The 12900-nt window shown below is 46.6% G+C and carries 14 protein-coding genes and 1 pseudogene; 14 read left to right on the top strand and 1 reads right to left on the bottom strand.

The features are described from left to right. Positions 1 to 75: 75 nt before the first annotated feature. From ACP9M6_RS06225 to ACP9M6_RS06200, 6 genes and pseudogenes are all read left to right on the top strand, one after another. Positions 76 to 312 carry a hypothetical protein gene (locus ACP9M6_RS06225; protein WP_427454502.1) on the top strand — a complete coding sequence of 79 codons (237 nt, stop codon included), beginning with the start codon at positions 76 to 78 and terminating at the stop codon, positions 310 to 312. A gap of 34 nt (positions 313 to 346) precedes the next feature. Further along, positions 347 to 1047 (top strand): annotated as a pseudogene (locus ACP9M6_RS06220) (IS6 family transposase). Between the two features lie 253 nt (positions 1048 to 1300). Next, complete coding sequence (locus ACP9M6_RS06215) at positions 1301 to 1657, top strand: SPW repeat domain-containing protein (protein WP_427454500.1); 357 nt, start codon at positions 1301 to 1303, stop codon at positions 1655 to 1657. Between the two features lie 149 nt (positions 1658 to 1806). Further along, positions 1807 to 2082 (top strand): glutaredoxin 3, encoded by a 276-nt coding sequence (gene grxC / locus ACP9M6_RS06210; protein ID WP_427454498.1) that lies wholly within the window; start codon positions 1807 to 1809, stop codon positions 2080 to 2082. A 24-nt stretch (positions 2083 to 2106) separates the two neighbouring features. Next, positions 2107 to 3537 carry a dihydrolipoyl dehydrogenase gene (locus tag ACP9M6_RS06205; RefSeq protein ID WP_427454496.1) on the top strand — a complete coding sequence of 477 codons (1431 nt, stop codon included), beginning with the start codon at positions 2107 to 2109 and terminating at the stop codon, positions 3535 to 3537. Between the two features lie 114 nt (positions 3538 to 3651). Next, on the top strand, positions 3652 to 5109 hold the full coding sequence (locus ACP9M6_RS06200; protein WP_427454494.1) for a lipase/acyltransferase domain-containing protein: 1458 nt from the start codon (positions 3652 to 3654) through the stop codon (positions 5107 to 5109). A 98-nt stretch (positions 5110 to 5207) separates the two neighbouring features. Here the strand turns inward: ACP9M6_RS06200 and ACP9M6_RS06195 are convergent, their stop codons facing one another. Continuing rightward, a complete protein-coding gene (locus ACP9M6_RS06195; protein WP_427454492.1) occupies positions 5208 to 5807 on the bottom strand; it encodes a hypothetical protein in 600 nt (199 codons plus the stop codon). 174 nt (positions 5808 to 5981) lie between these two features. Between ACP9M6_RS06195 and ACP9M6_RS06190 the strand changes: the two genes are divergently transcribed. From ACP9M6_RS06190 to ACP9M6_RS06155, 8 genes are all read left to right on the top strand, one after another. Continuing rightward, the gene (locus ACP9M6_RS06190) at positions 5982 to 6533 is read left to right on the top strand and encodes a TetR/AcrR family transcriptional regulator (protein ID WP_427454490.1); all 552 of its coding nucleotides are present in this window, start codon (positions 5982 to 5984) and stop codon (positions 6531 to 6533) included. A gap of 76 nt (positions 6534 to 6609) precedes the next feature. Further along, positions 6610 to 7536 (top strand): AraC family transcriptional regulator, encoded by a 927-nt coding sequence (locus ACP9M6_RS06185; protein ID WP_427454487.1) that lies wholly within the window; start codon positions 6610 to 6612, stop codon positions 7534 to 7536. Between the two features lie 137 nt (positions 7537 to 7673). Continuing rightward, positions 7674 to 8090, top strand: coding sequence for an MAPEG family protein (locus ACP9M6_RS06180; RefSeq protein WP_427454485.1), 417 nt, complete (start codon positions 7674 to 7676; stop codon positions 8088 to 8090). Positions 8091 to 8131: 41 nt separating this feature from the next. Further along, complete coding sequence (locus tag ACP9M6_RS06175) at positions 8132 to 8737, top strand: uracil-DNA glycosylase family protein (protein WP_427454483.1); 606 nt, start codon at positions 8132 to 8134, stop codon at positions 8735 to 8737. Between the two features lie 248 nt (positions 8738 to 8985). After that, positions 8986 to 9495: a YkgB family protein gene (locus ACP9M6_RS06170; protein ID WP_427454481.1), complete on the top strand. Its 510-nt coding sequence runs from the start codon at positions 8986 to 8988 to the stop codon at positions 9493 to 9495. Between the two features lie 81 nt (positions 9496 to 9576). Further along, the gene (locus ACP9M6_RS06165) at positions 9577 to 10830 is read left to right on the top strand and encodes an acetyl-CoA C-acyltransferase (protein WP_427454479.1); all 1254 of its coding nucleotides are present in this window, start codon (positions 9577 to 9579) and stop codon (positions 10828 to 10830) included. Positions 10831 to 10909: 79 nt separating this feature from the next. Next, positions 10910 to 12130 carry a bifunctional alpha/beta hydrolase/OsmC family protein gene (locus ACP9M6_RS06160; protein ID WP_427454477.1) on the top strand — a complete coding sequence of 407 codons (1221 nt, stop codon included), beginning with the start codon at positions 10910 to 10912 and terminating at the stop codon, positions 12128 to 12130. 23 nt (positions 12131 to 12153) lie between these two features. Next, the gene (locus ACP9M6_RS06155; protein WP_427454475.1) at positions 12154 to 12774 is read left to right on the top strand and encodes a glutathione S-transferase family protein; all 621 of its coding nucleotides are present in this window, start codon (positions 12154 to 12156) and stop codon (positions 12772 to 12774) included. Positions 12775 to 12900: the final 126 nt, after the last annotated feature.

Here is a 12900-nt window from a genome sequence, read left to right as displayed (position 1 = left end):
ATTTTGGGCTACATTATGAGCGAGATGAAGACACTCGACTAATATCTAAAACAACGCAAAGGCCGCTGGTATTACGTGCGCCGCGTGCCGCACCGCTATGCAGAAGTGGATAAACGGCGGCTAATCAAGAGCGCGCTCAAAACTTCGTCGCGGGAAGTCGCCAGAGCAAGGCGCGACTCGCTTGCCGAAGCCGATGATCTGTATTGGTCGTCTTTGGCGACGTCTCGGGCGAAAGGTTCGAATGCTTCTGCACTTTCTCGCTATCGCGCGGCCAAGGCACGCGCCTTTGCGAGAGAGGCTTTGTCACGTTAATGCCAGTTTTCAGACATTCTGCTAAGCATACGCGATGAAAACCTCAATCTATTCTCGCCGTCGCTTCGATTTGGACATTATTCGACGTGCTGTTTGGATGTATTTCCGGTTCAACCTCAACTTCCGGGACGTGGAAGAACTCATGGCCGAACGCGGAGTTGAATTATCTTACGAAACGATACGAAGATGGGTCGATAAGTTTGGGCCAACTTACACAAGGCGCATAAAGTGCCGGTCCAAAGCCCCTCTCCTTTTTGGCATTTGGACGAAGTCTATACAAAAATTGGTGGCAAGATGGTTTACCTCTGGCGAGCCGTCGATGACGAGGGAACGGTTCTCGACGTTGTTGTTCTAAGACGGAGAAACACAAAAGCAGCGCTGCGCCTAGTAAGGAAACTATTGAGAAACCAAGTTATAAAACCAAAACGAATCGTGACTGACCGACTTGGATCCTACGGAGCAGCGCTCAAAATCTTAGGGCTGAAACATCTGCAAGATGTGGGAGGAAGAAAGAACAATCGTGCAGAATGCTCTCACGTTCCTATCCGGCGAAGAGAACGAAAATCCCAGAAATTTAGATCAGTCAGGAACACCTAAAAACCGCTCTCCGCCCACAGTCAGTTCTACAACATCTTCAATCATCGACGTCATCTCATTTCAAGATCAATACTCCGAAAATTTAGACACCAAGCTCAAACTGAGTGGGATATTGCGACCTCACCAGTTTGCCCATAAGTCTTCAATCATTGGAGCATCACACCTCGCATGATTAACGTAACAAAGCCAAAAATTCAGTCACTAGAATATAAATAACACTTGAATGAGATAGGTGTAACAGGTTTTTGACAGGTAGTCGCTATTCACAGACTCGTGAGGATTTTATTATTGACCAAATGGTTCATAATGATTAGGTATTTGATTGTCGGCAAAACCGCCACATTATTTTTATATTATAATTGACCATTTGGTCATGAAAAGGAACGAAACGATGACCCTTATACCCTCTAAATATCACGGCGCCTTAGATTACGCTGTTGCTGCGACATTAATCGTAGCTCCTCTGGCGTTAAATTTTGAAGGCCTCGCTAAGTATTTAGCGATTGCTGGTGGACTTGGATTGCTAGCTTATAGCTTACTTACTGACTATTCACTGTCGGCTCGCAAAATTTTGTCTTTCAAAGCTCATTTGGTTTTGGATTTCATTGCAGCACTTGGACTGGTAGCTGCGCCATTTATATTTGGCTTCACTAGTTTGGAGCGCGCTTTTTATCTGTTGATAGGCTTGTCAGTAGTCGCGGTGGTCTTAGTCACCAATACAGAAACTGAAGATCAGGTGCATGTATAATGATTAACATCCATACACCCAAGAATGATTATCTGCTTGACGGCGAATTGCTCACCCAGATGTCCTCCTTCACTCTTACGTTTGCCGCGTTTGGCCTTCTTATAAGCCCAATTTTTTAAAAATTGTAGATACCTAGAAAGGTTCTCAGAATGACTAAATCTATCGTGTTATATACCAAGGGCTATTGTCCTTTCTGTAAGAGTGCTAAAGCTCTCCTAACCTATAAAGGTGTATCATTTACCGAATTCGAAATCACAGGCGATGATGCATTGACGGCCGAAATGGTGAAACGCTCGGGCCGTTATACTGTCCCGCAAATCTTTATCGGAGACGTCCATGTTGGCGGCGGTTCTGACCTAGCCGAACTCGACGCCGCCGGCGGACTTGATCCGTTGCTGACGCCATTCTTGGCACGAGCGGCATAACAGGAAACTTAAGGGAGAGAAACAATGCCAAATTATGATTATGACGTCGCTATTCTGGGGGCTGGCACAGCCGGCATGGCCGCTTATCGTGAAGCCACCAAATATACAGACCGCGTCGCCCTCGTAGACGGTGGCCCATTAGGCACCACATGTGCGCGTGTTGGGTGTATGCCGTCCAAACTTTTAATCGCCGCAGCAGAGGCTGCGCATCATGTCCGCAAAGCGTATATGTTCGGGGTAAACACAACGGAACCCGTTATTGACGGCGTCGCTGTTATGGCGCGCGTTCGGAGTGAGCGTGACCGATTTGTTGGTTTCGTCAATGAAGCTGTTGAAGGTTTCGAGAAAGGTGAACTTATCCGCCACTACGGGAAGTTCGCAGATGACCACACATTAGAGCTGAGCAATGGGAAACGCATAACGGCTAAAACGATCATTATTGCAACAGGCTCCCGTCCGAACATTCCTCCGATGTTCGAGGCAGCAGGCGACCGTTTGATTGTGAATGATGATGTTTTTGATTGGACAGACTTACCTAATTCTGTTGCCGTTTTTGGCGCGGGCGTCATCGGGTTAGAGTTAGGTCAATCATTACACCGTCTCGGCGTAGATGTGCGCCTTTTTGGTCGCGATAATTTGGTGGGGCCGCTCAGCGATCCTGAGGTTCGTGATTATGCGCTAAAGACCTTTGCCGAAGAATTTTCTGCTCATTGGCATGCCGACGCGAAAGTGTCACGCAGTGGAGAAAAGGTGAGTGTGTCATGGTCGGATAATCCAGAGGATAAGGCGGAGTTTGATTATCTTATTGCGGCGACTGGCCGTCGCCCAAATTTAGATAAGATAGGTCTCGAGAATACGACACTCCCCCTGACTGACCGCGGCGTACCAGTTTACGATCCCCTGTCAGGACGGATTGGTGACAGCCACGTTTTTATTGCCGGTGATGCGAATGTAGACATTCCGCTGCTTCATGAAGCCGCCGATGAAGGACGTATCGCAGGCGAGAATGCCGCGCGCTTCCCGCATAGCTACCGACGCAAACGCCGTACGCCACTGGGCGTCGTCTTCTCTGATCCTCAAATCGGCATCGCTGGTGCGAGCTACGCCTCACTTATCGAAAGCGGCATAGACTTTGAAATTGGTGAGGTCTCTTACGAAGACCAAGGCCGCGCGCGCGTTATGGGTATCAATAAGGGCCTTTTAAGAATTTATGCGGCGAAGGACTCCGGCAAAATACTTGGCGCAGAGATGATTGGCCCCCACGCGGAACATCTCATCAATCTTTTAGCTTGGGCTATACAATCTGATTTGAGTGTTGATGACACCTTGCAAAACCCGTTCTATCACCCTGTGCTAGAGGAAGGGGTTCGCACAGCGCTGCGCAAACTTAACCATGCTCTTGGGTTTGGCCCAAATCCGCCACTGCGTTGTATCGATTGCGGCCCTGGCGCTTAGACTTAAATATTCCACATCCCTCCCCTACTTAGCCGCTGTGTCAAAACAGCGGCTTTTTATATGTGATTTGCGCAAAGGAAATTCTGGAGTTAAAGCCTTAAAAAAAGGAAGATTATGCGCAACACCTCATCGTTTCGGATATTTATTGTTGCTTGTCTTATCTCTGTTTGTTTCTTGAGCGCCTGCACAACAACACTGCAAGAACGCTCAAATTTGAAACGTCTCTACGACAAGAGCGCTCAATATCATCAACCAGACCGTAATCCTGTCATTGTTATTCCAGGTATTTTGGGTAGCCGTTTAGTGGATGATGAAACGGGGATGACAGTTTGGGGGGCTTTCCGCAGAGACTTTGCTGATCCTGGATCTGATCAAGGAGCGCAACTCATAGCGCTACCGCTCTCTTCTGATCTCGCTCACGATAATAATCACCACATTAAAACAAGTGTGCGTTCTGACGGTGTACTTGAAAGTTTGAAGGTTGATCTGGCGGGCATTCCTATTTCTATTCAGGCCTATGCTGGTATCCTCAACACTCTGGGTGCGGGAGGGTATCGGGATGAAGAGCTGGGGCTAAATTCAATTGATTACGGAACGGATCACTTCACATGTTTTCAGTTTGATTATGATTGGCGACAAGATATTCCGTCTAATGCGGCAAGGCTAAAGACTTTCATTGACCAGAAACGCAAGGATGTTCAAAAAAATTATAGAGAAGACTACGGCATAGAAAATGCTGAAGTTAAGTTTGATATCGTCGGCCACTCAATGGGGGCAATTTTATCGCGCTATTTCGCACGCTATGGTGCAACTGATTTAGATGCCATTCCAGAGGGCGTTGTGCCTTGGTTGGGAACAAATGATGTAGAGAGGCTCATTCTTGTTGCGCCTCCCAATGCAGGATCATTGGAGGCTATGGATCAATTGCTTAATGGCTTTAATACTGGGCGACCGGTGTTGCCATATTACCATCAAGCTCTAATCGGCAGTTTTCCGTCCGTTTACCAGCTTCTACCCCGAACGCGCCACAACGCATTAGTATGGGATGGTGACATAAATCAGCCTGTGCAAGACTTGCTAGACCCTCGTCTGTGGCAAGACATGAAGTGGGGCTTAAGCGGTGACGACGAAGAAACAGATAAAGTCCTCAAAAGACTGATACCGGATGTGAAGTCGATGGCTGAACGCCGTATTATTGCTCGTGAGTATCAGCGTGCCGCCTTAAATCGTGCACGCCTATTTCAGTCGGCTATGGACTCGCCAGCGCAGACACCTGAAGGTTTCGAGATGTTTTTAGTTGCGGGTGATAACCGCGAAACGCCTGCAATTGCGTCTATAGATAAATCTAGCGGCGAGTTTGAAATATTATATTATGAGTTGGGTGATGAAACTGTGACACGCGCGAGTGCGCTGCTTGACGAGCGTGTGGGACAGGCGTGGGAGCCAAGAGTCGTCTCGCCGCTAAATTGGTCATCAACTATGTTCATTCCCGGAAAACATCGGACCATAACAAGTGGTCCGATATTTGAAGATAATGTGCTTTATTGGTTATTAGAAGACCCGCGTAAATGAGCAGGATATTCCTAAGCTCCTGAAATAACTGTGAGAACAATGCCACTTATAATCAAAGTGGAATAAGTCCAAAAATTTAATCTCTTCATAACATCCGCCTAAGCGTTGCAAAGAAAGCGCTTAGCTTGCTCGTACTGTGCAGCCATACGGTCTCTATTTGCTAAGTCAGCATCGCTGACGTTGTCACGCGTCACTTTGAAATCAAGTGCGGCCAATTGTTTTTTAAAAAAAGCTACTGATATATCGTTTGATGGACAGTCATGATTGATGAAATTTGAAATGTTTGTGTGGTTTTGCACTGGGATGTCTCCTTTTGTTGAAATTATAATTTGATCTTTAAGCCCGTTTTGGCGACCGTTTTTGGCGACCGTAGATTTGTAATAGTCATTTATTTGGTAATTGCTCGATTGTTTGGGATTTCTAACCAACTGCGCTCGACTAGTATCAAAGGCTTCAAAGCGTCTTTGGACATAATTCTCTTCAACGGTGAACCGAATTGACCCCAAGAGCGAGACATTAATCTCTTTGAAAGAAGACTTCATATATTTATTTTTTAAAAGCTTTAGAGGTGCCTGTTCAGGCAGGTTTTTTGACTCTACGGCTCCGGTATTGGTCTTTTGAAAATCTGTTTCCATAGCGTGGCTAACAGCAGGCAGAGCCAATATGCCAATGATTAAAAACGGTTTAATAATGCGCATTTTAATCCCCTCTAATTTAGAACCCTTGGTCAAGCTTGCGTTAAATTTTAGGCGCTGCAGTTCAGGACTTAACTGTCTTGTTTTTGCTTTACTTATTTCTCAAATATATTACTTTACTATTTGGTCAATAATATTGTAATCACAGTTATATGAATTAGAAAAAGGAACCTTAAAATGGGTCGACCACGCGAATTTGATAATGATGACGTTTTAACAGCCTTGCAGGACGTGTTTTGGGAGCACGGTTATGAGGGCGCGTCTTACGCAGATATAATGAAGGCAACGGGACTTAAGAAAGGTAGTTTATATGCGGCCTTCGGGGATAAGCGTTCTCTTTACCTCCATGCTTTGGCTAAATATGACAAAGGGAATGTCTCAGACGGTGTCGCCATGTTGCGAAATGAAGGTCTGACGGGAAGCGAGCGCATAAGCGCCCTCATGCAAAGCCTGGTTGATGCCGCAGAAACAAAGCGGGGGCGTTGGGGATGCCTTCTTTGTAATGCGGCTGTTGATCAAGCGCCATTTGATGCGCCTACAGAGAAAGTCGTTCAAGCCAGCCTGCAACGCATGAGGGATGCCATTGCTGTAGCGCTGAAAGATACCAAAGCTGCGGATAAATCGGAACTGATTTGGACAGCTTATTTCGGGGGGCGTGTCATCATAAAGTCTGGCGGCACCAAGACTGTACTGAAAGCTATTCAAGGGCAAACGCTTGCTTTGCTATAAAAACCGCATCCAGTTGGCTTTTCTATGATGCCTTGGGCCAAAGGGGCTAACCTAATACATGAAGGAAAAGTAGGTTATGGATATTCTTAGCGATATTCTTGATACATTAAATCTAAAAGGCGTGTTTTATTTCCGTACGGATTTTTCAAAACCATGGAGCGTTAAGGTCCCGGAGCATAAACAAGCCGCGCGATTTCATATGGTTGTTCAAGGTCAGCTCAATGTCAGAATTGATAATGGCGAAGAACACAGTCTTACGGCAGGCGACATGATACTTATCACGGGCGGCGCTTCTCATGTCCTGTATGATACAGATTATGAAAAGGCCCCAAAACTTGAAACGCTTCTCGAAGATGTTGGATATGATGGCAATGGTGTGCTTGTTTTGGGTGATGGCGATGAGATGGCTAAAACAAAGCTTGTCTGCGGACATTTCACATTTCGGACCGCTGCGGATTATCCACTGCTGAGTGAGCTTCCGAAATACCAAATAATTACGGAAAGCGAGCGAGCCTCTAACACAATGCTTGATGACATTATCAAGCTACTTATTCGCCAAGTTTACTCAAAAAAATTGGCTATTGAAGCGTCTGTTATTCGGCTGTCAGAGGTCATGTTCATAGAATTATTACGCATGAATATTGATAAGGCTGAAAATCTAAAGGGCGTGCTTGCGGCCTATCGCGATAACCAAATCGGACGTTCTTTAGGGTTAATTCATGCGAGTCCGTCTTTTCCTTGGTCAGTTGATAGGCTTGCGTCAGAAGTCGGTATGTCGCGCAGTCGATTTGCAAAAAGGTTTCGTGAGCTATTAGATATGGGGCCGATGACCTATCTTTCAGAATGGCGTATGCAAAAGGCATTAGCCAGACTTCATGATTCCAACCATAGCATTCAAGAAATTGCGAAACTATCGGGGTATCGGTCTCCTGCAGCGTTTACACGTGCATTCAAGGACAGGTTCGAAGTTTCTCCCTCCAAATATCGCCAAACTATGACGTAATTTGCATATCATCTCTTTTTCTTTGCAGATGATGTCACATTAAAGTCAATGGCTTGATAATCAGTCGCTACAGTGAGCAACTGGCCCTAACGAGTTTTATCTAATCCGTTTATAACTATACTTACTTAGGGGACATCATGGACACTGCATTTCACTATTTAGCGCTTAGCGGCCTTCTTACTATCTTACTTTGGACGCCTTATATTGTAGCAAGGCTTTTTAAGTGGGGAATCCCCACGTTTTTAAATAATTACCCAGAAGGTTTTCCTGCCAAACAACCCGAGCCGCCATTATGGGCGCAAAGGGCGCATCGCGCGCACCTCAACATGGTGGAAACGATGCCGGCCTTTATCGCGGTTGTTTTAGCGGCCGCCTATTTCGCCAAATCTGACGCCACTATCATACCAGTTGTGGCTCAGTGGGCGATGATCTTTTTCTTTGCCCGCGTCGCTCATGCGATTGTGTACATCTTGGGTATTCCGTATTTGCGCACACCTGTTTACCTTCTGTCATGGCTTGCCGTACTTGTCATTGGCGCACAATCGGTATTGTGACAAGAAGATAGGAGAAGCCGCTTTAGAAGGTCTTTGTGTCAATGTCTCAACCGTCTGATGATGACCTGCGTGAACTCATTAGCTCAGTTAGAGATTGCACGGCCTGCGATGACCTCCCACTTGGCCCAAAGCCTATTTTGCAAGGCGACCCAAGCTCTAAAATTCTAATTGTGGGTCAAGCCCCGGGAAGGATCACGCATAAAAAGGGTATTCCTTTTGATGATCCATCAGGCGTTAGATTACGAGATTGGATGGGAATCTCCGAAAGTGTTTTTTACGATCCCAAAAAGATTGCTATTTTACCCATGGGGTTTTGCTTTCCGGGAACGGGAAAGAGTGGTGATCTTCCGCCGCGCCCTAAATGTGCGGCGCTATGGAGGCCGCAATTACTGGAAAGCCTTAAGGGCGTGGAACTGACTTTAATCATCGGCCAATACGCGATTGATTGGCACATTAGAGATGGAGAAAAGATAACGCTCACCGAACGTGTTTCCAGATGGAAGGACTATATGCCCTCAAGGCTGGTTATGCCTCACCCTAGTCCAAGAAATAATTTATGGCTCAAGCGTAATCCTTGGTATGAGGCTGAAGTTTTACCCGCATTAAAGCGTCAAATTTCTAGGGTTTTAAATGAGAAAATCTCATAACCCCTTAACGGTGAAGCCATCATAGACCTCTAAGATTAATATTTGCAGGCAAAATATCTATGAATTATAAAAATAAAACAATGAGCTATAAGGAAAAATGGACACTTATTTTGGCATCACAATTTTGTGATAATCATATTCTTGACCAATCGGTTTATTACTCGTACAAGAATTTCATCGCAGACACCGAGCTGCCATTTTTTAAAACTCGAATTAGACCAATCGGTCATTAACTAAGGGACTACAAAATGACAACTACAGCAAAACTCTCTGACACAAGATATTCAGCGACACGTATCAACGCGCTGGGTGAAAAAATCAGCACGGTCGGCCTTTATGCATTAAAAGCATCGACCATTACAGTTCTGGGCTGGATTGGCGCCATGAAATTCACAGCCTATGAAGCAGGTGCTATTGAAGGGCTTGTTGCCTCCAGCCCACTGACAAGTTGGTTGTATAAAGTGACTTCCGTCCAAGGCGCGTCCAATTTTATTGGTACCACTGAGATAGCGGTCGCCGCACTTATCGTTCTAGGCTTTAAATTCCCGAAGGCCGCTCTTTTGGGTGCGCTAGGTGCTATTGGGACATTTTTTGTGACAGCAAGCTTATTGTTTACAGCACCCGTTACAGAGGCGTCATTGGGCGGCTTCCCGGCACTGTCAGTCGTGCCAGGCCAGTTTCTCTTGAAAGACTTGGTTCTTCTCGCAGCAGCAATTTTCCTGGCGGGTCAAGCGCTTCAGGAAACTGCAAAATCCTAATATAATTGTCGCATCTGATCCTGACAAGGTTTTGCTGTTTGGATCAGATGCGACAACTTTCCAAAATAGATAGGAAAAACCATGTCGAAAACATATATCGTTCCTGGACGCCGAACCCCATTTGTAAAAGCAGGAAAAGAATACGCCTCTCTTAATGCTATTGAAATTTCAAAGCCTGTCATTGAGCATATGGTAAAATCTGCGACCCCAGACTTCTTTGCATGGGGGCAGGTCATACCAAGCCCCAGCATTTCAAATTTGGGGCGAGAGCTCTGGTTGGAGGCGGGACTAGACCCATCCGTGCCAGCCTTTTCAACACAATTGGCCTGCTCAACGAGTATGTTGGCGACAATCCAAGCTTCCTCAATGTTAGGTAAAGGAGGCAATCACTTGGCTCTGGTCGGTGGAGTTGAGTCGATGAGCCATGTGCCGATTGCGTTAAAAGAAGACGTCGCTCAGAACCTTGCTTTCCTGTTCCAAGCCAATCCCGCCGCTGCGCTTGAAGCCTTTCAGTCGCTTCAACCCACCGACGTAGACCTTCCTGTCAAAGGGTGGGCCAATCGAATTTCTGGCCGGTCAATGGGCGAACATAGTGAGGATATGGCGCAGCATTTCGATATAGCCCGCGAAGATCAGGACAAGATTGCCTTCGATAGTCATAAGTGTGCCACTTCTGCGCAATCAGCTGGGTTCTTTGATGATCTTATATTGCCCTTTAACGGCGTCGAAGCCGACACAATTCCGCGCGCTGACTCCTCGCTGGAAAAGCTGGCAAGCTTGAAACCCGTTTTTGACCGAGGTCCTAACGGAACCTTGACCGCTGGAAACTCATCGCCTTTGACGGACGGTGCCGCCGGACTGTGGGTTGCTGATGAACAAGGCCTCAAAGACTTGGACGCAAGCCAGGCTGTCGAACTGGTTGATTGGCAAATTGAAGCCATGGATTACAGAAACGAAGAAGGTATTTTGATGGCGCCTGCGCGGGCCATTCCTAAACTATTGGCGCGGCATGGTTTGAGATTAAAGGATGTGGCTCTGTTTGAAATCCATGAAGCCTTTGCCGCGCAACTCTTAGCGAATGTCAAAGCGGTGACAGATTCAGTCTATCGTCGAGACAAGGCTGGTGTGGATTTTGATTTGGGCGACTTCCCTTGGGACCGATTAAATCCGAATGGTGGATCGTTGGCAATTGGTCATCCTTTCGGGGCGACGGGTGCACGTATCCTGAGCCAGACGGCAAAAGAACTCTCCGCTTATAGCTCTGGCAGTTATGCGCTCGTGTCCATTTGCGCGGATGGCGGTCAGGGAACGGTCGTTCTCTTGCGCAAACCTTAACGCAACATTTTTCTTCATGGTGTGCCGCATGAGTTGGCACGCCATCCATGACTATATACCCCAGTTGAAAGTTGAATGAATGAAAATTGACGTTCAAATCCAACGCCCGAATAACCAGACATTATCGGGTGTGTTACATGTTCCAGATAGTCAGCCCGTCTTGGCTTATGCCCTGTACGCGCATTGTTTTACGTGCACAAAAAGCATCAAGGCAGCTGTCCATATTTCCGAGCATCTCGCCCAACAGGGTATTGCGACTCTTCGCTTTGACTTCTTGGGGTTAGGCCGCAGTGAAGGTGATTTCATTGATAGTAATTTCTCAACTGGTATTCAGGATACGCTGAGCGCTGCGCGATTTTTAGAAAAAAACTATCAAGCACCACAATTACTTGTCGGACACTCCTTCGGTGGCACGGTGTCATTGGCTGCCTCAGCGCAAATTCCTTCGGTAAAAGCCGTGGCAACCATTGGCGCGCCAGCTACTCCTGAACACATCCTCAAAGCGCTCTCTGATCATTTGGACCGTTTGCGAACAGAGAAGCGGGTCGTCATCCCATTAGCAGGGCGTCCGTTTGAATTTAAGCAGGCCTTTGTCGATGATGTGACGTCTTATATGCCGGATTATAAAACCCTCAAAGCGGCGGTCCTCGTAATGCACTCGCCGCTTGACGATACTGTATCTATAGACGAGGCGACGAAGATTTTTGTCCAGGCCAAGCATCCGAAAAGTTTTGTGAGCCTTGACCAAGCGACACATCTGTTATCAGGTAAGGGCGATGCAGCCTTTTCCGCAGACATCATCGCAAGTTGGGCCAAGAGATATCTCGTGCCCCTGCCAGTTGAGGCTGCGCCAGATTTTGAAAAAGAAATTGTGGTTGAAGGAAAAACCAACAAAGCTTTTTACACATCGGCCAGAGTGGGTCGGCATAATTTCGTGATTGATGAGCCAGAACGAGTAGGTGGCACGAATAAAGGCCCAACGCCCTATGATTATCTCGGCGCAGCATTGGGTGGATGTACATCTATGACCTTAAATATGTATGCGCGCAGAAAAAAGCTCTCGGTCGAAAAAGTTTCTGTAAGGGTTGTGCACGACCGTGTTCATGCACAAGACTGTAACGACTGCGAAAAAACTGAAGGCAAAGTTGATCGTTTTGTGCGTTACATTGAAATCAATGGTGATCTTACCGATGCGGAACATCGCCGGATGATGGAAATAGCTAATCTTTGCCCGGTCCATAAAACATTTGAGAATGAGATAAAAATTGAGACCGCGCCAATGACGGATTACGCGAACTAGCTAACACTCTGCGGGAGGATAATATGATTGATGTTTACACAGCAAACACGCCAAATGGCGTGAAAGTTACCATTGCACTCGAAGAGCTAGGCCAGCCCTATAAGCTCAATATTCTGAACTTGAGTGACCAAGATCAGAAGAAGGATGCCTTCCTAAAAATCAACCCAAATGGCCGTATTCCAGCGATTGTGGATCGAGACGAAGCCAATGGGAAACCAATCCGTGTTTTTGAAAGTGGTGCAATTTTGCTTTATCTGGCGGAAAAATTTAACGGTCTTCTGCCGATCGATCCTGCGTTACGAATTGATGCAATTGCTTGGACATATTTTCAAACAGGTGGAATCGGCCCCATGATGGGGCAGGCTGGTTATTTCAAACGCAATTTTCCCGAATTTCAGCCAGGTTTTGATCGATTTAATACAGAGAGCCAACGCCTCGTTGGAGTAATGGAAATGGCGCTATCTAAATCACCTTTCCTCAGCGGAGATGAGTTCTCGATTGCGGACATTATGCACATCGGTTGGATTGATCGCGCTCCTACATATTTCGGCTTTGATTTGTCCGCATTTCCCTCTGTAGTAGACTGGCATGCGCGCGTGATGGCGCGCGACGGCGTAAAACGCGGGCTCAATGTGTTGACATAGAGTTTAAGGTCAATTTTTTTGGCAGAGGATGAAATGGCAGAATCTAGTCACAAGATGATAGAAGATGGCCTATTAGACACACTGCAGGCACGTCTTAATAGCGCTTTCGAAAAACGGTGGACTGGT

It is taken from the genome of Litorimonas sp. WD9-15 (assembly GCF_050271975.1).
Taxonomy (GTDB): Bacteria; Pseudomonadota; Alphaproteobacteria; order Caulobacterales; family Maricaulaceae; genus Litorimonas.
The sequence above is the reverse complement of the archived record's forward strand: the minus strand, read 5'-3'. Positions and strand labels throughout refer to the sequence as shown.